This window comes from Planktothrix tepida PCC 9214 (genome assembly GCF_900009145.1).
Classification (GTDB): Bacteria; Cyanobacteriota; Cyanobacteriia; order Cyanobacteriales; family Microcoleaceae; genus Planktothrix; species Planktothrix tepida.
Genome location: NZ_LN889782.1, coordinates 481,182 through 503,171, shown reverse-complemented (window position 1 = coordinate 503,171; position 21,990 = coordinate 481,182). Strand labels below are relative to the sequence as shown.

Here is a 21,990-nt window from a genome sequence, read left to right as displayed (position 1 = left end):
ATTTTGGTTCAGAACAACAGATCTAGTGTGGTTGCAGATTAAATTCTATTTATGTCATAATCTGAATCAACCAATAATTCTAAAAATAGAATAATGTCACTAATCAACTCAGATCCTTTGTCTGTTCAATCGTCTCTCAACCCGCTTTTACTCTTGGACAAATTAGTCGATCACCCGAATGGGGTTGAGTTGTTGAGACAGTATCAAGAGTTCTACCAACAGGTACAAGCGGATCAACATCCTGTGATCGAAACCGTTAAAGGTCGTATAGAAAGCCGGATCATCCTCATTGATGCACTTTCCAAAGCGAAGGAATTTGTGATTATTAGTAGTCCTTGGTTAAGCCAACGTAGTCTTGATCAGGATATCTTGTTAAGAATGACGGCTTTACTGGATCGAGGCTGTTATCTCTATATTGGCTGGGGCTATAGTTATGATATAAAAGGAATAAGTCCCTATGGCAAGATCATTAATATTTTTCCATCAGGTGAATGCTTCATTAATATGACTGCTGATACCGCAGGACATTACAGTGCTTTCCCTAAGCTACAAGAACTACGGAAACGCTATCCTGAACAATTGGAACTCAAATTAACGGGAACCCATGAAAAGTATATTCTTTGCGATCACCAATTTGCGATGGTCGGGAGTCACAACGTTCTGAGTTCCCACGAAAGCAGCCTATCTGCGCCAAGAGAGATGGGTGTAAAAACAACAGATCAGAGTGTGATTGCTGATTTGATTGAAGATTTTTTCAACGCTCCTGACTTAAAGTATGATCCTAACCTAGTCTCAGAAGCAACGGCGAGTTGAAATTTTATTCTAAATATGTCATGCTATACTAGGGAGATAGAGGAGTGACGGAGCAATGGCACATTGAATTTTACTTCGATGCCGATGGAACAGCCCCCGTTAAGGAGTTTCTGAAAGATCCTTCGCTCACACCCGGAGAACTGAAGCAACTCCAGCTACGGCTAAAGCTATTACAAAGTTACGGATTAAGGTTATTGAGGGAAAGATCAGATATTTTAGACAAAATTGCAACCCAAACTAACTTATATGAACTGCGGTTAGATAATACTCCGAATAATCCTCGCATCTTTTTCTGTACTTTAGTCGGTAAACGGTTTGTCTTATTGCACGCTTTTAAAAAGAAAACTCAAAAAACTCCTAAACGAGAAATTGACCAGGCAGTAAGACGGCGTGAACGCTTGATGAAACAACAGGAAGGTGAAAAATGACTCATAATCAAACTCAAGATGTTTTAGCATTCCTCAATGAAATTATTCCAGACACACCAAACACTCGACTGGTAGAAAGACAGGAATTATTTCGAGTTGCTTTAACTCAAGTGATGCGAAATTTGCGTAAAAAAATGGGGTTAACTCAGGCGGAGTTAGCTGAAAAAATGGGAGTAGGTCAAAGTTGGGTTTCTAAATTAGAAAGCGCCAATAATGATCATACATTTGAATCCGTTTTAGCTTATTTAGATGCGTTGGGTGCTGACTTTGAAGCATCATTTTTGCTGAATGGTCAAAAAGTTGCTGGAGTTGCGGCTAAATTAGGGATAACACCCCAAGAGTTTGAAGAAACGATTAAAACTGTTTTAGATGATATAGAAGAATTACCCCCTCAAGAAAATCCACAAACGCCAGAATTTGATCTAATTTCATCAGAACAAAAAACAAAATGTAAACAAGCACAGAATCTTGTTTCTAAGGATGGTTTCTGGGGGACAGCAGCATGAAAACCATTACATTCTATTCCTATAAAGGTGGTGTGGGTAGAACCTTAGCTGCTGCTAACTTTGCCGTTTATCTTGCGAAACTTGGGCTAAAAACAGTTATTATTGATTTTGATTTAGAAGCTCCAGGAATTGATGCTAAATTTCATAGTTTGAAAGTACCAGAGGATCACAAAGGGCTTTTAGATTATATTTTGCATTATCAAATTCATAACCAAGAGTTGTGTCAAATTCAAGATATTTGTCTTAAAGTCCCTTTTGGTGATTCTACTGAGTCTATTCCCCTGTGGTTAATTCCATCAGGTCAATATTTATCTGAAAATTATTATAAACAACTGAGTCAGTTAGATTGGGGTAAAATTTTTTCTGAAGAACTTAATGGGGTTGCCTTTTTTCAACAATTTATTGCCTACATCAAGGAAGATTTAAAAGCAGATTTTGTCATTATAGACTCTCGTACAGGTATTACTGAAATTGCTGGTTTATGCACCCAACAATTAGCTGATGAAGTCGTAATGCTTTCCTCTATGAGTTCAGAAAGTATCAAAGTCACGAAGCATATTAAAAACTTAATTCAAAAAAGTCAAGTTGCTCAAGCACTGGACAAGAAAATTGATGTTAAAGTTGTTGTTTCTCGTGTCCCTAAACCCAACGATATTTCAACTTTTAAAATAAGATGTTGTAAACGTTTTGAAGTAGAAGATAATAAACTTTTCTTTCTATTTTCTTCGTCTTTGCTAGAACAAAATGAGTTTTTAGCACTGGTTAGTTCTAATAAAGATGAAGAACTATTAAAAAATTATGTTAGTTTATTCTATGGATTAAATATAGAATTAGCCGATAAAAATATTCGTGAGCAAGTAGAAAATATTAGTAAGAGTTTGCTGTCTCTTCCTCCGCAAGAAACGGAAAAAAGAATCCTTGAAATTGCAGCTATGTACCCTCATCCTGAAGTATATAGAACTGCAATGAGATTTTTCTATTTTACTAAAAATGAAGAAGCCTGGATAAATTATGGATTTAAGATGGTTGATTTAATACCTAATGATGAAGAAGCTGACAATTTATTAACTAATAAATTATCGGAAATATTGTCTAATATTTCCGATAAAAATAAAATGGAAACCCGAAAAGACAAAAAATTAATAGAAAATGTTTTAAAGTTTGTAGAAAAAAGATGGATACAAGGAAAATTAGAGCCTGAAAAGATAGAAATTTTTGCTTCTTTTCTTGCAGACATAGGAAACTATAAAAAAAGCTTAGAACTTGTTTTACCTCTGTGCAACAGGGTTCAATTAGATGATATAACTCATATCTACATTCGTTTGACTGCCGTTAAAGCAGCCTCAAAAGACAATCAGCCGGAATTAGCAGAAAAGCTATCTTTAGTAGCTCTATCTTTATGTAAAGATAAACTAGAGATTTGTTATGTTTCACAAGAAATTTTTAAATATTTTTATAGTAAGCCTGTCTTACAAATAGCAGTAGATCTTGCTTATAAGTTTGATGGAATAGATGATTTAGTAGAGGTTTTACAAGATGCTGAATATCTTCAAAAATTAAGTAGAGATCAACCGACACTTTATGAAGATATGAATAAATTAAAATTACATAAATTAGCTGATTATTTTTTGAAAATTTATGAAAGAAGTTATTATAATTTGTAATTAAATTAATTTCCCTCTTTTTAATCATGGTTGATAGTGAATTTTTGACAGGTGGCAGAGCCACCCTAATATCATTTCTAGGTAGAACCTAGAAACGAGGGGGAGGAGGGAAGTTTTAGGAGGCGATCGCTATTATCTTAGCGTTACCATTGGGATTTGGGAGTTGTGGATCTAAAAAGGGACTGTTACTATAGTATGGGATAGTAAAAATTAAGGCTCTTCTAGACTAACTATGATAAATTAGAAGAAAAATGCCAATTTAAGAGAACTCTTCTTCTAAAGTTAGCAAAATTATTTAAGCCATACGCTCTTCTCTTAATTAACTTAATTTTCTGATTGATTCCTTCGACGACCCCTTGGGTAGTTCGATTGTCGAAATAGGCGAGAATTTCGGCAATCCACCTTTTGATTGTTTAGTCTAACTCTTCATTGACTTGTTTGATGACATGAAATCTATCGGCAACTACTTGTGCATTCGGCATCAGTTCTTCCACTACACTTTTATAGGGAACCCACAAGTCTATACTGACTTCTTCTATTTGATTTAAGATCTCATAACTAGCCTAGAAGAACCCTATTATTCAAGTTCCATAATTAAACGTTCAGGGTCAAAAAATAGTAGGGGAATGACACGGCCATATCCCCTACAGTTCGGATTAAATTATCCTAAAATTACTTGTCATTTAACGCTGCAATTCCAGGTAATACTTTTCCTTCTAACAGTTCTAAACTCGCGCCACCTCCAGTGGAAATATGGCTCATTTGTTCGCCTAAATTCAACTGTTCAACAGCCGCAACGGAATCACCACCACCGATAATTGTAATCGTGCCTGTTTTAGTTAAATCTGCTAAAGTTAAAGCGATCGCTTTGGTTCCCGCCGCGAATTTCTCGAACTCAAAAACCCCCATAGGGCCGTTCCAAATCACGGTTTTACAGTCGCCTAAAGCTGCTTGAAAAACTTTAACAGAATCAGGGCCAATATCTAACCCCATCCAACCATCGGGAATATCATTAATACTAACGGTTTTGGCTTCTGCATCAGGGGCAAATTTATCCGCAACAACCACATCGGTCGGTAACAGGAACGCTACGCCTTTTTCTTTGGCTTTTGCTTCTAAAGCACGAGCTAAATCGAGTTTATCTTCTTCTACCAAAGATTTACCCACATTTAAACCACGAGCTTTATAAAAGGTGAAAATCATCCCACCGCCTAACAGTAATTTATCGCATTTATCTAAAAGGGCTTCAATGACACCAATTTTAGAAGACACTTTAGAACCGCCAACAATAGCAGCTAAAGGACGTTTGGGTTCTTCAATTGCACCTTGCAAAAACTGGAGTTCTTTTTCAATTAAATAACCCGCCACAGAAGGCAAATAATGGGTTACGCCTTCAGTAGAAGCATGGGCACGGTGGGCAGTTCCAAAAGCATCATTAACGTAGAAATCGGCAACAGAAGCTAATTTTTGAGCAAATTCAGGATCATTTTTTTCTTCTTCGGCATAGAAACGGACATTTTCTAAGACAGTGACATCCCCATTTTCCATAGCAGCAACAACTTGGGCGACTTCATCCCCAATACAATCGTCACATTTCTTAACCGGTTTGCCTAACAATTCCGATAACCGGGCTGCCACAGGGGTTAAACGCATGGAGTCGTCTATTCCTTTGGGACGACCAAAGTGGCTAGTTAAAATAACTTTAGCACCTTTGGAGGTTAAATCTTGGATTGTCGGCAGAGCAGCGCGAATCCGTGTATCATCGGAAATTGAACCATTATCAAGGGGAACATTAAAATCAACGCGGACTAATACTCGTTTCCCAGATAAATCTGATGCTGATAAATCTGCTACAGTTTTTTTTGACACAGGATTATCCTCCTAGGATGTGTTCTTGTCTTAATCAGATTAAATTTAGGTGGCATTGGTCAGGTTTCGGACAGTTTGATATTGTCTGTCAACCCAATGAGGTCTACCACCCAATCGTTCACAGTAAACATTCTACCGAAGTCCGCGTCTCGGAGATGCGCGATTATGTTTAAAACTGTTTTATTTGCTGTTGATCAAAGCCGTGAAGCCCACGAAGCGGCTGTAATTGTGACCAACCTTGTCAAGACCTATCAGTCTACTCTCTATGTTCTGGCTGTTGTGGAACCTGACACTGAGGTTCGTGACCCTCAGCCCCACGATGAACAAATGACATCCCCGGAAGCAGTGGCGGACTTACTCGAACAAGCTCAAGCCCTGTTTTCTAAGGAGGGGATTCAGGTTCAAACCCTAGAACGACAAGGAAAACCAGCCTTCACGATTTGTGATGTTGCTGATGAAATCGATGCTAATTTAATCGTCATCGGCAGTCGGGGTACTGGTCTGACTGAAGAAGGTGCCGCCGATAGCGTCACTAACCGCGTCATTAACTTGTCTCCCTGTCCAGTTCTGGTTGTTCCCTAACAAGGTATTGACGCTTAACTGTAACCCAGCAAGAACGCTCCCCGTCCCCTTGTCACCCTGTCCCCTCTTGTCACCCCGTCCCCTTGTCTCCCATTCCCCCAGCCCTAAACCCCTATGTCTATCCAATGGTATCCCGGTCATATTGCTAAAGCGGAACGCACCCTTACCGAACAACTGAAACGGGTGGATGTGGTGTTGGAGGTACGAGATGCTCGGATTCCTTTGGCGACCCATCATCCCCAAGTTCCCCAGTGGGTGGGGAGTAAAACCAAAGTTTTAGTGATTAACCGTATGGATATGATTCCTTCTCATATTCAGAAACAGTGGGAAGAGTGGTTTCAACAACGGGGGGAAACGGCATATTTTACCAATGCTCAGTTGGGGAATGGGGTGGAAGCGGTCGCAAAAGCTGCCCAATTAGCCGGGGTGCAGATGAATGAAAAACGAGCCTCACGGGGAATGTTACCCCGTCCGGTTCGGGCTGTGGTGATTGGGTTTCCCAATGTGGGAAAATCGGCGTTAATTAATCGGTTATTAAAGCGGCGGGTTGTGGACAGTGCACGACGAGCGGGGGTGACTCGTCAGTTAAGATGGGTGAGAATTTCGGAGACTTTGGAATTATTGGATGCCCCAGGGGTGATTCCGACTCAAATCAAAAAACAAGAAGATGCGTTAAAATTAGCCATCTGTGAAGATATTGGGGAAGCAGCTTATGAAAATCAACAAGTCGCTGTGGCATTAATAGAATTCTTACAAGATTTGAATTTACAACATTTATTAGCCACCCGGTATCAATTAGAATTTAATGCCCTCAGTGGGGATATTTATTTACAAGAATTAGCAGAACATCGACATAAAGGGGATATTGAAAGAACGGCTCGTCAATTATTAAATGATTTTCGTAAGGGATTATTAGGAAATATTGCGTTAGAATTACCCCCTCATTAATCACAGGGATAGTAATTAAACATAGGCATTGATAGAAGATTCTTTGTCGCCTCGGAGTAAATTCATAATCTCACCGACATAATCAATAACAATCAGAAACCCGGTTTCTAAGGGACTCCTGTTAAAACTTATGTTTTATTCTTAATAGTTGGGCGGGTTCACTTAAAATTTGAGTATAAAGATCGCTTAATTTTAAGGCAACCCCTTGCCAACTAAATTGGGTTTCTACTTCTTTTCTTCCCGCTTCTCCCAGTTGTTTTGACCAGTTAGGATTAGATAAAATTCGATCAATCGCTTCAGTAAAAGCCATCTCATCTTTTGGCGGACATAATAACCCCGTAACTTCAGGAATAACTGTAAATTTTAATCCCCCCACATTAGAAGCGACTACAGGAGTATAACTTGCCATGGATTCAATTGCGACTAAACCAAAGGGTTCATAATGGCTGGGAACCACACAAACATCCGCCGCTCGATAATATAATGGTAGTTCTTCGTCTAAAATTCTGCCTGTAAATTGGGTAATATCATTTAACCCTAATTCATCAACAATTTTTTCCAAACGATGGCGTTCTAATCCATCACTACACCCCGGACGAGAACCCCCGCCAATGATTAATTTTAACTGAGGATCATAGCGAAATTTAGAATTAGCGATCGCCCTGATTAAAGTTTCTATTCCTTTTCGAGGATCAAATCGACCAATATAAAATACCAGTTTTCCTTGGGGATCGAATCCTAACTTTTCCCTGGCATCTGCCTTAGAAACTTGACCTAATTGATCAATATTAGTTCCACAGGGAATAATATTAATGTTGCCAATCTCAGACACCAATTCTCGTAAAAACTGTTGTTCTTGGGGGCTAGTCGCAACAATTCGTTCTGCGGTTTCTAAACAAAGTTTATCAACATTTAATCGAGTGTGAGCAATTTTAGGAATATCAGAAACGGCTTGATATTTAACAATTCCTAAAGAATGATAGGTATGAACTTGTCGTAAAAGTTGATGTTTTTTTAATTCCAATCCGACCCAACCTGATAACCAATAATTGGTATGGATTAATTCATATTGTATCCCGGTTTCGGCTTGATATTTTTGAAATTTTTCCACAAATTCCAATAAATAAGGAAATCCTTGATCTCTAGGAATAAATTCTTCTGGGCCAGCAATTAATCGAATCGTGCGACAATTGGGACGATGCTGAACAATCAGAGGTTGATCAGGATGACTTCTGCGGGTGAACATATCCACGGGCCATCCTAACGCAGCTAAGGCTTCCCCTACCTGACGGACATACACATTTTGTCCTCCGGCTTCCTCCTGTCCGATGGTAATATCGGGATCGCCATGAATCGAAATTAATGCTACGGGTGTTCGGGGTTGAAATGTCATAGAGAGGAAATTAAACGGATGTCAAGAGGGAGACGGTTACAGCCCCCATTACACCGAAACAGGGGGAATTTTTCGAGGAAGGACTATGAAAAAAATGGCAAGTTTTGCCGTTGATTTGAAAAAATTAGTCAAAATTCTTATATCATTTTATCACGAATTGTGCTTTTAGCTGTTCCTGGAAAACAAGTCAAAGTTTAAAGGTTAAATTTCGATTTGGGGTTGCTGTACACAGAATTAATAGGGAGTTGAATGCCAATTTAATCCTTTTGAACGTAAGATACTGAGAATGAACAATAACTCTATACTCCCGTTTACGGTTGTATTCTTGAGATGAATTTAAGACAAATTTTCCCGTTTTTTACCTCTTCTGTGACCCATTGGTCAACGGAAGCTCGATGGTTACATTGGATAACCTTTCTCTGGTTATTTGTGGGTTTAATTATTATGTTCTCCGCTTCTTATCCCATTGCTTACGCAGAACAGGGAGATGGATTATATTATTTTAAACGTCAATTAATCTGGACAGTTGTAGGATTATTGGGATTTAGTTTTATTGTTCAATCTTCTCTGAGATTTTGGTTAAAAATTGCCCAATGGGGAGTTTTAATTGTTCTAGGATTATTATTTCTCACCTTAGTTCCCGGATTAGGAACAACCATTAATGGTGCAACTCGCTGGATTTCTATCGGGCCGATTCCGATTCAACCTTCAGAGTTAATGAAGCCTTTTCTTGTCTTACAAAGTGCCCGTTTTTTTGGTAATTGGTTTCGTTTAAGTTGGAAACTTCGGTTGATTTGGTTAGGAATTTTTGGAACTGTATTATTATCGATTTTATTGCAACCCAACTTAAGTACCACCGCCCTTTGTGGGATGACCCTTTGGTTAGTTGCCTTAGCCGCAGGATTGCCGTTTTACTATTTAGGGGGGACGGCTTTAGGGGGAATACTTTTAGCCACCTTAAGTATTAGTATTAAAGAATATCAAAGACGAAGAGTTTTATCCTTTTTAAATCCTTGGGCTGATTCGATGGGGGATGGATACCAGTTAGTGCAAAGTCTTCTAGCGGTGGGTTCTGGTGGTTTTTGGGGGACAGGATTGGGATTATCTCACCAAAAAATCTATTATTTACCAATTCAGTATAGTGATTTTATTTTCTCGGTTTATGCAGAAGAATTTGGCTTTATTGGCGGAATTTTATTATTATTTCTATTAACAATTTATGGAACTCTAGCTCTACGAGTCGCCCTGAAAGCACAACAAATTGAACATCAATTAGTAGCCATTGGGGTGATGGTCGTTATGGTCGGACAATCTCTATTAAATATTGGGGTAGCAACGGGTGTTTTACCTACTACTGGTTTACCTTTACCTCTATTTAGTTATGGCGGAAGTTCAATGATTGCCAGTTTGGCTTTAGCAGCGTTCTTAATTCGCGTAGCGAGAGAAGAAAATGAAGCCAGTGTGATTTCTTTAGCAGAACATCGTTCTACTCAAGACCAACGTAGCAGAAAAGAGCGATTACGGAGACGTTAAATCAGGAGAGTCAATTTGATAGCAGTCGCGGCTGGGGTGTGAGGATATAGACTGATGCTGAAACCTAAACCGTACACTCCAGTAAACAAGATCCTATTGCGCAGAAAAAAGAAGAATAGAATTACCATCAAGATGAAAGGAAATTCCCTTTTTCAACATTAAAATAGGGTTCACAGACATAGCCTGAGAAGCATCTTTAACTCCCCCTTGCTATTGGCTGTGAACCCCATTCGAGATTAGATTTCTTCTAGTAAACGTTAAGGTTTTTTGATCTCACGAGCAAGATTCCGAAACATATCCATACTGCTATCCGCACGACGGCGTTCAGTTTTGGTCGCAGATTCCTCCGTCACATTATTAGAAGTGGTACCGCTCAAACCATTTAGGGTTGTCAATGTAGGAACCTCAACCTCAACCGGGAAAGTCTTTTTCACCGGAGGCATATTCTTGAATCTGTCCATCTCTCCAAGACCTTTGGCTACATCACCCTCCATATAGAAACCGTCTCCAGTTGTCTCCTGGGAATTGGAATCTGCTTTTTTGCCAAACAAGCCAAACAGTCCTGCCATGTTACGTTCCTACCGATTTACGGTTGTGAATAATTTTAAGTTTTGTAAAATTTTATCACAAACTGTTACCAATCTCATGCCTAAATTTTGATCAGGGTCGGCTGTCATCCTCCAACTCTGCTTTGTACCCTGATTCTTCCGCGCACCTTAATCAATATTTCTGCCTTATAGAAAAGGGTTCATTCGCAATATAAAAGAAAGAAAATTGAAGACTTTTCATTTTCAGAGTTTTTCAATTTTCTTTCCTGGGCTATTTTATTTCAAGATAGGTTTTGTTAAATGACTACAATCAGCATCATTAACAATTCGAGAATCAATCCTGACCGGTTGAACTTCAGCACTGGAAGGGAGAGATTGATTTTTGGGATGGAAAACAACTTTTTTACAAACGAGTTCATGACTTCCAACAGAAGCATAATCCCAAATATAGACTTCTGCACCGGGAGATGTGGCATTGGCAGGGGGAAGCGCCCAAGAATTCAGTAACACGATTTCTAAAGCCACTAAAGCTGCAATGACAAACTTTAGCATAATTGACTTATTTTGGATAAATTAAGGACTACTATCAGTATACCCAATTTTGTCAGAGAATCATACTATTAATCCCTGACAGGTGGGAATCCTGAAAGCCGGAATTGTGTTTGGGTTTAAATATCTTTAAGTTTGCTTGTTAATAAAGTCAGATTTTACCTGATTTTAATCTGATTAAGAAGCCGATTTTTCGGGTTTTAAAGGTAGGCTTGCTTTTCCATTAACTTCTTTTAAATAAAAGCCTCCCACTGTAATTAAAAACAGGAAGTAACTCACAATTTGCACAAAATATAAGTGATCTCGATAGCCAAATAATGCTTTTAGCACGATACCGGGAAATTGTTTATCGGGTAAAAATCCCTCAGCATTTAAGACTAAATTTCCTAATAAGCAGGAAGTCGGTTGAGTTAAACAGAATCCGGCATAGTTAGAATTGATCTGAGCTAATATTCCCACCCCTGCATCTAAATGTGTCAGAACCGAAATGATTAATCCGGCAACAATTAATAACAAAAACACTCCCATGATTTGGAAAAACAACCGAATATTGATTTTTACCCCCCACTTAAATAATAATAGCCCTAATCCTGCGGCTACAAATAACCCTAAAATTGCCCCAATAGCAGCCATGATACTTTGTTGAAATGTGGCTAAGATAAAAATAACGGTTTCCAGACCTTCCCGTAGAACTGCAATAAAAATTAATCCAAAAATTCCCCAACCTGCGGCGGTTTGATGATTTTCAATCGCGGCTTTAACTGCTCCTTCTACTTCAGCTTTTAAGGATTTAGCTTGTTGGGTCATCCAAATCAACATCCAACTTAACATTGTAATGGCAAATAACCCAATTCCGGCTTCTAAAAATTCGCCAAAGACTGGAGCATAAGGATGTTCAGAGGTGGCAATTCCTTGAATTAACCAGCCAAATAGAACACCAAAGACTGCACTCGCCAGAATGCCAATTACAACTCCTGAAAAGACCCAGGAATTCAGATGACTTTGTTCGGCTTTTTTTAAACAAGCGAGAACAATTCCCACCACTAAAGCAGCTTCAAATCCTTCTCGTAAAGTAATTAAAAATGTCGGTAAAGCGGCTGTAATCTCCATATCCCTTTTGTTAATGATCTAAAAAATTAGATAAGCTGGGCGTAACCCAGCCTCCAAATATTTTTTGTACTTAACTAAAATCTCGTAACATCTTCTTGATTTCAATATTATGTAATTCTTCTTGACCAATCATTGTCCGAGCATATTCTTCCAAATAAATACTCGCATTTTCAACAATTTCTAGCAAATCTTTATATAATTCTAAAGCTTTGCGTTCATGAGCCAAACTTTCCTGTAGAATGTCCCTAACAGAATGTTGATAGCTTTCTTCAATGGGGGCAATTTTTTGACTGGGATGTCCTTCTAAACCAGTGAGAATTTCTCCCGCTTGTTGAGCATGAAGTAAAGATTCTGTCGCTTGAGCTTTGAAAAACTGTACAATGGGTAAACGATTTGGCCCTGTTACCATTAGTGAATAATGGGTATAGCGCACCACTCCAGCTAATTCAAACTCCATAATCGTGTTGAGCAATTCAATCGCTTTTCCTTGATCTAGATCTCTCATGCTTTGTCTTTAACCTAAAAACACTTTACCTATTATGACCAAAAAAATGGGATACAAGCCTCGCCCCATTCGATAAGCGTTCGACTGAGTTCACACCGAAGTCTCAGGGCAAGCCTTTTAGGGCGATTTTATTTGTGTTATGATATTGCCGTAGAGTTTTTCCACGTCAAATGCTCGTCCTAGAGTTTAAGGCAAAAGGGAAAACAACTCAATACGCTGCTATAGACGAGGCGATTAAAACTGCTCAGTTTGTCCGTAACAAGTGTATCCGTTTTTGGATGGATAACCGAGGCATAGGACAAAAAGAGCTTTATCGTCATAACACAGCATTAAGAGCCGAATACCCGTTTGTTAAAGCCTTCAGTTTTTAATTAAAACTGATGTGAAAGTAGACGTTAAACCAACGGGTAAAACGATGGGTTTGGATGTAGGACTTAAGGAGTTCTACACAGATAGCAACGGACATACAGAACCCAATCCCAGATTTTATCGAACAGGTGAGAAACGGTTGAAATTTTATCAACGTCGCGTTTCTCGCAAAAAGAAAGGCTCTGCTAATCGAAAAAAAGCTATTAATAAATTAGGCAGGACACACCTTAAGATAAGTAGGCAACGTGAAGAACACGCTAAGAGAATAGCGCGTTGCGTAATCCAATCTAACGATTTAGTAGCCTACGAAGATTTAAGGGTCAAGAATTTAGTGAAAAATCATTGTCTTGCTAAATCTATTAATGATGCAGGTTGGCATCAATTCAGAAAGTGGTTAGAGTATTTTGGTGTTAAATTTGGTAGGGTAACTGTTGCAGTTAATCCAGCTTATACAAGTCAAAATTGCTCTAGCTGTGGTACTACAGTCAAAAAATCTTTATCAACTAGAACACATATTTGTAAATGTGGATTTGTATTAGATAGAGACTGGAACGCCGCAATTAATATTCTGAATTTAGCCTTGGGTACTACGGGTCACATAGGAACCTGGATTTTAAATCCGAACGCTAGCGCTGACCCGCAGCTTCGCTAACGGGAGATTTAGCCTCTACTTTGGTTGGAGCAATCCTGCCAAAGCATGTTGAATCTGTGAACGAAGAATCACCGCACTTGTAGGGCGGTGAGTGTCAAAAGAGTTTCTCCCTAGGGGAAGAAAGAAGTTAAAATTGTTGCCTATCTTCAGAATTAATTCTTAAGACTTAAATCAGATTTTAATGCCCTAGGGGGGTATTGCAATAACAGGAAAAAACCTGTTTCCTAGAGGATGAAGGATTGTATTGAGCAGCTTTAGATGAAAAAACAACAAATTCAGCGCAGTTGTCTAATGGGGTTCATTGTAGCTACGCTAATCGGCTGTTCTCAACCTCAGACTCCAACTGCTTCAACATCTACGTCGGAAACTCCCCAAGCCCAAATTACTCCCAATTCAACCCAAACCGGGGAAATCGGTTCAATACAATTTCAAGCAAATGGAGAAGATTTTGTGCGGAAAGGATTGGTTTCTAAAGATGGGTGGAACATCAATTTTGATCATATTTATCTCAACTTTGGTGAAGCAACAGCTTATCAATCTGATCCCCCTTATAACCCGGAAGCTGGAGGTCAACCCATTGCTAAAACAAGTATTAGTTTAGTGGTTAAAAAAACGGTTGATTTAGCCGAAGGGGATGAAAATACTCAGGCGATTGTCATTAATGAAGTTCCGGCTCCTCCTGGCAAGTATAACGCGATTTCGTGGAATTTGAACAAGGGAACGGAAGGAATATTAGCAGGTCAAGTAATGGTCATAGAAGGGGTGGCAAAAAAAGGAGATCAACAAGTTCCTTTTATTCTCAAATTTGATCAAGAAATGCAGTTTTTGTGTGGAGATTATGTGGGAGAGGAACGAAAGGGCATTTTGCAGCCTGGAGGAAAAGCGGATTTAGAAGCAACCTTCCATTTTGATCATTTATTTGGAAATGGAAAAATCGCAGCTACGGAGGAACCTAATACGACGGCTTTGGGTTTTGAACCTTTGTCAAAAATTGCTACAAACGGAGAATTAGTAGCAGATTTACCCACACTCAAACAAAAATTATCTCCGGCTGATTATCAAAAATTAATCGGTATTTTATCCAGTATTGCTCACGTTGGGGAAGGCCATTGTCAAGAATTAACGTTGAAAAAGTAAAACCGATTGTTCAAAAATTGTTTACAATCAGAAGAATAATCATAAATTAGGAGGTAGACAATATGAAATACCAATGGATCATTGTGTTCCTCTTGTTTCCCATTTTAAGTGTACAAGAACGAGCGATCGCTCATGGAGCAAAAGCCGAATATCAACTCACTTCAGCCGTTGAAATTAAAGCTCTGTATGACTCAGGGTTTCCGATGAAAAAAGCCCAGGTCACGGTTTATGCCCCCGATAATCCTACCCAACCTTGGAAAGAAGGATTAACCGATGAAGAAGGCTCTTTTACCTTTACACCAGATGTCAAAAAAACAGGCTATTGGGAAGTTAAAGTGCGTCAAGCGGGTCATGGAGCGTTAATTAGTATTCCCCTGGAATCTAAAAATTTTCTCACGGGGAAATCGACTGCTTTAACTCCAAATAAAGCTGAGTTGAGTCCTCTCCAAAAAGGCGTGATGATCGCTTCTGTGATTTGGGGTTGTATCGGGACGGCTTTATTTTTTCAGCGTTCAAAAGCACCGCGTTTATCTCCAGAGCTAGACAGAGAGATAGTTAGCCCTAAATCTTGATGTTACAATCAGAATTAATTCTTTAGATAGAGGATAATTTTATCTCAATCGTTAGGATTTGATTATCCGTTTAACGATTTTTCAAATAAAGGTCATAACCATCATGGAATAATGCTAATTATCGAGTAAAATTTTATGCACATTTCCGAAGGAATTCTTCCTAGTAAAATTCTAATTAGTGGCTATGCAATCACCAGTTTAACCCTTTGGTATTCCCTACGACAACTTAATCGACAATCTAATCCCAGTGAGGGCATTCCGCAAGCTGCTTTACTGACAGCCGCTTTTTTTGTAGCGTCGGGAATTCATCTTCCTATCCCCCCTGCAAGTGTGCATTTTGTCTTAAATGGACTATTAGGGGCGGTATTAGGTTGGTATGCGTTTCCCGCAATTTTTGTGGGTTTATTATTTCAAGCTGTGATGTTTGGACATGGAGGATTAACAACACTCGGAATCAATGCCGTAATTATGGGAATTCCAGCTTTAATTGCGGGTTTTATTTTTAATCTCCGCAACAAAATCAAGCTGAAATTGAGTGAAAATTTATCCTTAAATTTGTTTGGATTTTTATCCGGTGCTGTGGGAGTCGGTTTAGCTGCTCTTTTATTTTTTAGTATTGTCATTACTAATTTACCCTCAGCTTGGGATCAGGACACTGAAAAAGCAGCGATTTATGGATTAATGTTAGCTCATGTCCCGTTGATTTTTATTGAGGGAATTTTTACCGCAATGGTCGTGAATTTTTTACGGCGAGTTAAACCCGAAATCTTAATCAATTGATCTCTTCCTGTGGTTATCTCCATGAATTTTAGTTTTGATGAGTATGCAAATTTTAATTCCCCGGTGCATCGATGGGATGTGCGTGCCAAAATTATTGGATTATTGGCTTTAATGTTTGCTTTTGCTTCAGTGGAGGATTTGCGTTTAGTCCCCGTCATTTTAACGATTACCGTTTTATTTTATTCCCTGTCTCAACTCCCCCTGGAATTTCTCCTGCGTCGGTTAACTTATCCAGGTTTTTTCTTAGTCGGAGTGGTGGGATTATTACCGTTTTTGTCAGGAAATACCATTATTTGGCAGGGGGGAATTATCACCATCAGACAGGAAGGTTGCCTAGCTGTTTTGTTAATTGTAAGCCGATTTTTAGCAATTTTTACGTTAGGATTAGTTTTATTGGGAACCAGTTCTTTTTTAACCTTAATTAAAGGATTGCGATCGCTCGGTTTATCCCCCATTTTAACAGATATTATGTTGATTTCCTATCGGTATTTATTTGAATTAGGGCATCAATTCCAAAAAATGCAACGAGCTACCCAATTGCGAGGGTTTCAACCTCGGAATATCAGTCGGAGGAATTTACAAATTTATGCAGCTTTAACGGGAAGTTTGTTAATCCGAAGTTATCAACAATCCCAACAAGTTTACAAAGCTATGCAATTAAGAGGATATGGAGTCCCAACTCAACTCCGAACTCAAAAAAAAGTTACCCTAGATAGTTATAGTGTGATCGCTCTATTGCTCACCTTACTAATAGCCTCTAGCTTAATTGGATTTGAACTGTTTCTTTAGTGGATCTTGAACCTTGAGTTATTCTTATTTAAACCCCTCTATTTCTGTGGTGGGAGAAACTACCCCCCCGATTCCTGCTGTTTTTGTCCAAGATTTAGTCTTTGGTTATTCACAGCACGATCCAATTTTGCAAGGCATTTCCTTTTCCTTAACGGCCGGAGAACGGATTGCTTTATTAGGGCAAACGGGAACCGGAAAAAGTACCTTAATGGAAAATTTAATTGGATTAAAACAACCCAATTCTGGTCAAATTTTGATTCAAGGAATTCCGGTTCAACCCCCCACCTTACCCGAAGTTCGTCGCCGGGTGGGATTTTGTTTTCAAGATCCCGATGATCAACTGTTTATGCCCAGTATTTTAGAAGATGTGATGTTTGGCCCCTGTAACTATGGCGTTGACCCAGAGCAAGCCTTAGTACAAGCGACTCATTTGTTAGCAGATTTTGGGTTAGCCGACTGTGTAAATCGTTCTGTTTATGAATTATCCGGGGGACAAAAACGACTCGCGGCTTTAGCGGCGGTTTTAGCTTTAGAACCAGCCATTTTAATCTTAGATGAACCCACGAATGGTCTTGACCCTTGGTGGCGTCGGGAACTGGCGCAAATTTTATCTCAACTTCCGGTGGAAGTGATGTTGATTGCGTCCCACGATTTACAGTGGATTTCCCAAGTTACCCAACGGGCCATGATTCTCAAACAAGGAAGGATACAAGTGGATGAACCCACTGAAGAATTGTTGCAAAATCGATCCACCCTAGAACAGTGTGGTTTACCGTTAGATTATTAAGCGTTTGGGAACAGTCTAGGTCTGTCAATTGGCTGAAAATTAACTTCTAAATCGTTTAATTCTGACAAAAACTTGTTCTCTCTCGCTTAAAATCGATTGGTACTGCACATTTTTTTAAACAAGGAGACGAAAAATGCAAGAACCCACGAAAATCACGGACACATCTACCTCTAGCGGAACACAAATAGACGTGAGTGTGGAAACAGGCGGTGCAATTACTTCCACTTCAGCCAATGCCCAGTTTGATGAAATTAAAGAAAAAGTTGTCGTGGTTTTATCTGAACTTCCGGGTTATATCTCCAGTTTTTTTGGCTCCTACCAAAAACCGATTATTACCGTTGTTCTGATTTTAGCTGGTCTTGTTTCTCTGAAGGTATTATTTGCCGTCATTGATGCTCTCAATGATGTTCCGCTTTTATCTCCTACCTTTGAGTTAATTGGCATGGGATATACAGCTTGGTTTGTTTACCGCTACTTACTAAAAGCTTCAACCCGTCAAGAATTAGTTCAAGAATTTAATTCCTACAAAGAACAAATCACTGGGGACTAACTTTAGATAGAGGAAGGAGACAGGAGACAGAAAATAGGAGTTAATGATTTCTCCCCCCGCTGCTTCCCCTGCTTCCTCTACTCCCCCTATTCCCCTTGATGCCTACTTTTTCTTCCCCTTGACTCCATTACCATCTACAGAAGACTCTGTAGCGATGGCGGGGTCGTCCGCGTTTCCTTTACCGTTCCCCGGAAGTTCCAGACAATACCCTGCACCATAGACCGTTTTAATATATCGAGGATGACGGGGATCGGGTTCCATCTTGGTTCGCAGATGACGAATATGAACTCGGATGGTTTCGATATCGTCATCGGGATCATAACCCCAAACTTCTTTTAAAATTTCACTGGGAGCAACCGTTTGACCATGACGTTGCAGCAAGCAGTGTAACAGTTCAAATTCCAAATGGGTTAACTTGACGGTTTTCTCAAACCAAATCGCCTCAAACCGTTCAGGAACTAAGGTTAAAGCACCGTAGCTGAGAATTTCGCTATGTTTAGCCGCTTGCGGAATGCGATCGGTTCGTCGTAAGAGCGCCCTGACCCGCGCTAACATTTCTTCTAACTCAAAGGGTTTGGTTAGATAATCATCCGCACCTGCATTAAACCCTTCCACTTTATTTTGGGTTTGTCCTAACGCCGTTAACATCAGAATGGGAATATCTGCCGTGCGTTCATCCCGACGTAAACGTTGGCAGATGGTAAACCCATCGACTTTAGGTAACATCAAATCCAAAATAATTAAGTCTGGCAACAGTTGCATTGCCAAAGCTTGTCCTTTTATACCATCTTCAGCTTGGCTAACTTCGTAGCCAGCCATTTCTAGGTTGATGGCTACCAGTTCCGCGATCGCAGGGTCATCATCTATGACTAATATCCGGGGCATCATTTACTCTAGTAATTTGGGCTACGGTCTTCACAGTGTATGTGAATTGGGTTCCATAATAGAATAGTAAAAAATTTTAAACTTTTGTTAGAGCATTATTGAGAATGTAAAGTTTGATGAACAAATAGCCAGCCCCATATCGGCAATTGTAAAAAGAAGTAACAAAAGGGACTCAAAAATGTCGTTGTTTAGGGTATGATGACATCAAAGGACTGTATCAGGATATACCCAGTTCTTTCCACCAAAAAGGAGCAATAGACTCATGGCTGTTGAAAAAGTAAATTCATCCTCCAGTCTGGCTGAAGTGATTGATCGGATTTTAGATAAAGGGATTGTCATTGACGCTTGGGTGCGTGTTTCCCTGGTTGGGATCGAACTTTTGGCTATCGAAGCGAGAATTGTAATCGCTTCTGTAGAAACCTATCTCAAATATGCAGAAGCCGTTGGTTTAACCTCACAGGCGGCTGTTCCTGCGGTCTAAGAATTCTGAAATTAGCAACGGGTATGAAACAAAAAAGCACCAAGATTTGCTAAGGTTATGGAAAATTGCTTGAGCGCGTCAGAGTTGTCAAGAGTAATCTTTTATAGGATTGATCCAGCTAGGATGTAAGTTCAACTAACCCGATTAAAGGCTCATACCCATTGCCCAATACGACACAATCCACCGATACGAGGGTTTGGAAATTATGGCTTTGAAAGACCAGTGGCAACAAGATCGCATCCAGCGCCAACAGACGGTTCAAGACCGTCAACAGCAGGTTCAAACGACATTAACTCTTTGGCAACAGGAACGCCACAATCAAGCATTAGACGATCAAGCAATTCGACAAGAGTTTGTCACGAATTTGCAACAGCAAATTCACGGTTTATTAACGAATAACCAAGAAGAACGTTTGTTACTCGCCGAGGAACTGCAACAGCAACTCGAAGAGTTCATGCAGCAATTGTCCAAAGAGGTAGAGGAGTTTCTGCAACAAACCTCTGAGGAACGGTCTGAAATTGCAACTGACCTGCATCAACGGTTATCGCAATTTCGAGAAGACCTGGGAAATACGGTGGCAAGTTTGTTAGCAGACTATCAGCAACAGCGTTTTGACTTACGGGAACCTTTGCTTGAGGACTTAGCGTTATTTCGCCAAACCCTATCCCAATCGGTACAAAAGTATTTGGCGGAGTTAGACAGCCTGCACCAACAAATGGCACAAGGGTTACAACAACAACTCCAAGAAAGTCGGATACAAAGACAAGAGACAGTGAAGGCGTTATTTGAAGATTTGGGGCATTTTCGCGCCGAACTGAAAGACTATCACCTAAAACTCCAACACAGTATTTGGGGCGATTCTCGCCGGGAACCTAGCCCAGTTGTCACCCCTCCCAAATCGATTCCGCCCAAAACAGCTATCACTACCCCCCAACCTCCTCTCAGTTCAAAACCTCCTTTAAAAGCTAAGTCTCCCGCCCCTAAACCCCAAACGCCCCCGCGTTCAGTTCAACCGCAACCCACCAATACCTCATTGCAACTTGAACCCGCCACTCTCGATCAACGGGTCTACAACTATATCCAAAGCCATGAGAACGGTGCTCGATTAGCGGAAATTGAACAAGCTCTGGGAATTAATCGGGTGCAGACTGTCGATGCGATTCGGATCTTATTACAACAGGGACGTATTTCTCAACGCGATCGCGTTTATATTCCTGTTAAAAAATAGTAAGGGCGAGGTTTCCTTACCCTCCCTAGTTTCTATTCTCTGTTCCCTGCGATAACATTTAATTAAGCCTGCCGATAACGTCTAAACTCGGCAGTGTTTTAGCTGTTAATTGAATTAAAAATATGACTACCGTGCTTCAAGCTCGTCCTAAAGGCTTTGTCAATACTCCAGCACTTGAACAACTTACCATTCGAGGGTTGAGGTATCTTCATAGTGGGTTTTCTCTCCATTTACGAGGGCCAGCCGGAACCGGGAAAACGACTATAGCGATGCACTTAGCGGATTTATTAAACCGTCCCATTGTCTTAATTTTTGGCGATGACGAGCTCCAGTCTTCCGATTTAATTGGCAACCAACTTGGCTATACTCGCAAAAAAGTAGTCGATAACTTTATTCATAGTGTGGTTAAATTAGAAGATGAATTCCGACAAAATTGGGTTGATTCTCGTCTAACCCTAGCCTGTAAAGAAGGGTTTACCCTGGTTTATGATGAATTTAACCGTTCTCATCCCGAAGCAAATAACGTTTTACTCTCTGCTTTAGAGGAAAGATTATTAGTGCTTCCTCCTAGTAATAATAATTCAGAATATATTCGAGTTCATCCCCATTTTAGAGCCATTCTGACTTCAAACCCAGAGGAATACTGTGGAGTTCATGCAACTCAAGATGCGTTATTAGATCGGTTAATTACCATTGATATGCCAGAACCCGACGAGGAAACACAGCAAGAAATTTTAGTTCAAAAAATTGGCATTTCTTCAGAAGATGCTCAAAAAATCATTAAATTAATCAAAATTTATTTAGAAATAACTACCCCAAAACAAGCAATTCAACCTGTCCAAGATGGTAAATATCTCCGTGCCCCTATTAATAAATTATCAGGTTTAAGACCGGGATTAATGATTTCCAAAATCTGTCATGAACATGATATTACCATTGAGGCAGACAGTCAAGATTTTATCGACGTTTGTGCGGATGTATTATTATCTCGCACAGCTTTACCATCAATAGAATCTCGCCGGAAATTAGAAAAAGTGATCAAAATTCTATTAACTGATGGTGACACTTCTGAGCAGAATTCTTTACTCTTGTTGGAAGCACTATTAACAGAAAACAATGACTTAGAAATTGAAGAAAAAGTTTATGAATATTTACAACAATCTACAGGGGCGAGGGTTTCAGAAATTGAAGTGGCGTTAGGATTAAATCGAGTCCAAACCACGAATGTATTGCGCTCTTTATTAAAACAAGGTTATCTTAAACAGCAGGATAATCGTTTTTTTGCTGTGCAGAAGGAGAATTAATTTAACTT

Annotated in this window: 23 protein-coding genes and 2 pseudogenes; 17 read left to right on the top strand and 8 right to left on the bottom strand. The window is 39.6% G+C overall.

From position 1 onward, the window contains the following. Nucleotides 1-93 precede the first annotated feature (93 nt). The 4 genes from PL9214_RS05165 to PL9214_RS05150 are packed head-to-tail and all read left to right on the top strand — an operon-like array spanning nucleotide 94 to nucleotide 3,411. Nucleotides 94-813, top strand: coding sequence for a phospholipase D-like domain-containing protein (locus tag PL9214_RS05165; protein WP_072717761.1), 720 nt, complete (start codon nucleotides 94-96; stop codon nucleotides 811-813). Nucleotides 814-857: 44 nt separating this feature from the next. After that, on the top strand, nucleotides 858-1,241 hold the full coding sequence (locus tag PL9214_RS05160; RefSeq protein ID WP_072717760.1) for a type II toxin-antitoxin system RelE/ParE family toxin: 384 nt from the start codon (nucleotides 858-860) through the stop codon (nucleotides 1,239-1,241). Next, the gene (locus PL9214_RS05155) at nucleotides 1,238-1,747 is read left to right on the top strand and encodes a helix-turn-helix domain-containing protein (RefSeq protein WP_072717759.1); all 510 of its coding nucleotides are present in this window, start codon (nucleotides 1,238-1,240) and stop codon (nucleotides 1,745-1,747) included. Before PL9214_RS05160 ends, PL9214_RS05155 begins: the two co-directional genes overlap by 4 nt. Next, complete coding sequence (locus PL9214_RS05150) at nucleotides 1,744-3,411, top strand: tyrosine-protein kinase family protein (protein WP_072717758.1); 1,668 nt, start codon at nucleotides 1,744-1,746, stop codon at nucleotides 3,409-3,411. Before PL9214_RS05155 ends, PL9214_RS05150 begins: the two co-directional genes overlap by 4 nt. A gap of 230 nt (nucleotides 3,412-3,641) precedes the next feature. On the opposite strand, the pseudogene PL9214_RS30005 reads toward PL9214_RS05150, so the two are convergent. Both PL9214_RS30005 and PL9214_RS05135 read right to left on the bottom strand, forming a co-directional pair. Next, nucleotides 3,642-3,965, bottom strand: a pseudogene (locus PL9214_RS30005) (ISL3 family transposase); the annotation flags it as partial. A gap of 118 nt (nucleotides 3,966-4,083) precedes the next feature. Continuing rightward, nucleotides 4,084-5,280 (bottom strand): phosphoglycerate kinase, encoded by a 1,197-nt coding sequence (locus tag PL9214_RS05135; RefSeq protein ID WP_072717757.1) that lies wholly within the window; start codon nucleotides 5,278-5,280, stop codon nucleotides 4,084-4,086. A gap of 165 nt (nucleotides 5,281-5,445) precedes the next feature. Between PL9214_RS05135 and PL9214_RS05130 the strand changes: the two genes are divergently transcribed. Both PL9214_RS05130 and ylqF read left to right on the top strand, forming a co-directional pair. Continuing rightward, entirely contained in the window at nucleotides 5,446-5,862 is a 417-nt protein-coding gene (locus PL9214_RS05130) for a universal stress protein (RefSeq protein WP_072717756.1), read from the top strand. 114 nt (nucleotides 5,863-5,976) lie between these two features. After that, nucleotides 5,977-6,810: a ribosome biogenesis GTPase YlqF gene (ylqF, locus tag PL9214_RS05125; protein ID WP_072717755.1), complete on the top strand. Its 834-nt coding sequence runs from the start codon at nucleotides 5,977-5,979 to the stop codon at nucleotides 6,808-6,810. A gap of 121 nt (nucleotides 6,811-6,931) precedes the next feature. Here the strand turns inward: ylqF and PL9214_RS05120 are convergent, their stop codons facing one another. Continuing rightward, nucleotides 6,932-8,203, bottom strand: coding sequence for a glycosyltransferase (locus PL9214_RS05120; protein ID WP_072717754.1), 1,272 nt, complete (start codon nucleotides 8,201-8,203; stop codon nucleotides 6,932-6,934). 330 nt (nucleotides 8,204-8,533) lie between these two features. Here PL9214_RS05120 and PL9214_RS05115 point away from each other — a divergent pair, with 330 nt between their 5' ends. Continuing rightward, nucleotides 8,534-9,736: an FtsW/RodA/SpoVE family cell cycle protein gene (locus PL9214_RS05115; RefSeq protein ID WP_072717753.1), complete on the top strand. Its 1,203-nt coding sequence runs from the start codon at nucleotides 8,534-8,536 to the stop codon at nucleotides 9,734-9,736. A 257-nt stretch (nucleotides 9,737-9,993) separates the two neighbouring features. Here the strand turns inward: PL9214_RS05115 and PL9214_RS05110 are convergent, their stop codons facing one another. From PL9214_RS05110 to PL9214_RS05095, 4 genes are all read right to left on the bottom strand, one after another. Next, on the bottom strand, nucleotides 9,994-10,305 hold the full coding sequence (locus tag PL9214_RS05110; RefSeq protein WP_072717752.1) for a hypothetical protein: 312 nt from the start codon (nucleotides 10,303-10,305) through the stop codon (nucleotides 9,994-9,996). Between the two features lie 255 nt (nucleotides 10,306-10,560). After that, on the bottom strand, nucleotides 10,561-10,836 hold the full coding sequence (locus PL9214_RS05105; protein WP_072717751.1) for a hypothetical protein: 276 nt from the start codon (nucleotides 10,834-10,836) through the stop codon (nucleotides 10,561-10,563). Between the two features lie 174 nt (nucleotides 10,837-11,010). Beyond that, nucleotides 11,011-11,943 (bottom strand): FTR1 family iron permease, encoded by a 933-nt coding sequence (locus PL9214_RS05100; protein ID WP_072717750.1) that lies wholly within the window; start codon nucleotides 11,941-11,943, stop codon nucleotides 11,011-11,013. 70 nt (nucleotides 11,944-12,013) lie between these two features. After that, nucleotides 12,014-12,448, bottom strand: a complete 435-nt coding sequence (locus PL9214_RS05095) for a ferritin-like domain-containing protein (RefSeq protein ID WP_072717749.1) — start codon at nucleotides 12,446-12,448, stop codon at nucleotides 12,014-12,016. A gap of 170 nt (nucleotides 12,449-12,618) precedes the next feature. On the opposite strand from PL9214_RS05095, the pseudogene PL9214_RS05090 reads away from it, so the two are divergent. The 7 genes and pseudogenes from PL9214_RS05090 (at nucleotide 12,619) to PL9214_RS05060 (ending at nucleotide 18,084) form a co-directional block, all read left to right on the top strand. After that, nucleotides 12,619-13,552: pseudogene (locus PL9214_RS05090) on the top strand (RNA-guided endonuclease InsQ/TnpB family protein). A gap of 175 nt (nucleotides 13,553-13,727) precedes the next feature. Next, entirely contained in the window at nucleotides 13,728-14,606 is an 879-nt protein-coding gene (locus PL9214_RS05085; RefSeq protein WP_072717748.1) for a DUF4382 domain-containing protein, read from the top strand. A 62-nt stretch (nucleotides 14,607-14,668) separates the two neighbouring features. Next, the gene (locus tag PL9214_RS05080; RefSeq protein WP_072717747.1) at nucleotides 14,669-15,178 is read left to right on the top strand and encodes a hypothetical protein; all 510 of its coding nucleotides are present in this window, start codon (nucleotides 14,669-14,671) and stop codon (nucleotides 15,176-15,178) included. A gap of 135 nt (nucleotides 15,179-15,313) precedes the next feature. Continuing rightward, nucleotides 15,314-15,958, top strand: coding sequence for a cobalt transporter CbiM (cbiM, locus tag PL9214_RS05075; protein WP_072717746.1), 645 nt, complete (start codon nucleotides 15,314-15,316; stop codon nucleotides 15,956-15,958). Between the two features lie 21 nt (nucleotides 15,959-15,979). After that, nucleotides 15,980-16,747, top strand: coding sequence for a cobalt ECF transporter T component CbiQ (gene cbiQ / locus PL9214_RS05070; RefSeq protein WP_072717745.1), 768 nt, complete (start codon nucleotides 15,980-15,982; stop codon nucleotides 16,745-16,747). A 70-nt stretch (nucleotides 16,748-16,817) separates the two neighbouring features. After that, nucleotides 16,818-17,534 (top strand): energy-coupling factor ABC transporter ATP-binding protein, encoded by a 717-nt coding sequence (locus PL9214_RS05065; protein WP_072718663.1) that lies wholly within the window; start codon nucleotides 16,818-16,820, stop codon nucleotides 17,532-17,534. Between the two features lie 133 nt (nucleotides 17,535-17,667). Next, nucleotides 17,668-18,084 (top strand): CAAD domain-containing protein, encoded by a 417-nt coding sequence (locus tag PL9214_RS05060; RefSeq protein ID WP_072717744.1) that lies wholly within the window; start codon nucleotides 17,668-17,670, stop codon nucleotides 18,082-18,084. A 102-nt stretch (nucleotides 18,085-18,186) separates the two neighbouring features. Here PL9214_RS05060 and PL9214_RS05055 read toward each other — a convergent pair whose 3' ends face one another. Then, nucleotides 18,187-18,969, bottom strand: a complete 783-nt coding sequence (locus PL9214_RS05055; protein WP_072717743.1) for a response regulator transcription factor — start codon at nucleotides 18,967-18,969, stop codon at nucleotides 18,187-18,189. 262 nt (nucleotides 18,970-19,231) lie between these two features. Between PL9214_RS05055 and gvpA the strand changes: the two genes are divergently transcribed. The 3 genes from gvpA to gvpN all read left to right on the top strand — a co-directional run bounded on the left by gvpA (nucleotide 19,232) and on the right by gvpN (nucleotide 21,982). After that, on the top strand, nucleotides 19,232-19,450 hold the full coding sequence (gene gvpA, locus PL9214_RS05050) for a gas vesicle structural protein GvpA (protein ID WP_072717742.1): 219 nt from the start codon (nucleotides 19,232-19,234) through the stop codon (nucleotides 19,448-19,450). A 205-nt stretch (nucleotides 19,451-19,655) separates the two neighbouring features. Further along, a complete protein-coding gene (gene gvpC / locus PL9214_RS05045) occupies nucleotides 19,656-20,678 on the top strand; it encodes a gas vesicle protein GvpC (protein WP_072717741.1) in 1,023 nt (340 codons plus the stop codon). A gap of 122 nt (nucleotides 20,679-20,800) precedes the next feature. Then, nucleotides 20,801-21,982 carry a gas vesicle protein GvpN gene (gene gvpN, locus PL9214_RS05040; RefSeq protein WP_072717740.1) on the top strand — a complete coding sequence of 394 codons (1,182 nt, stop codon included), beginning with the start codon at nucleotides 20,801-20,803 and terminating at the stop codon, nucleotides 21,980-21,982. Nucleotides 21,983-21,990: the final 8 nt, after the last annotated feature.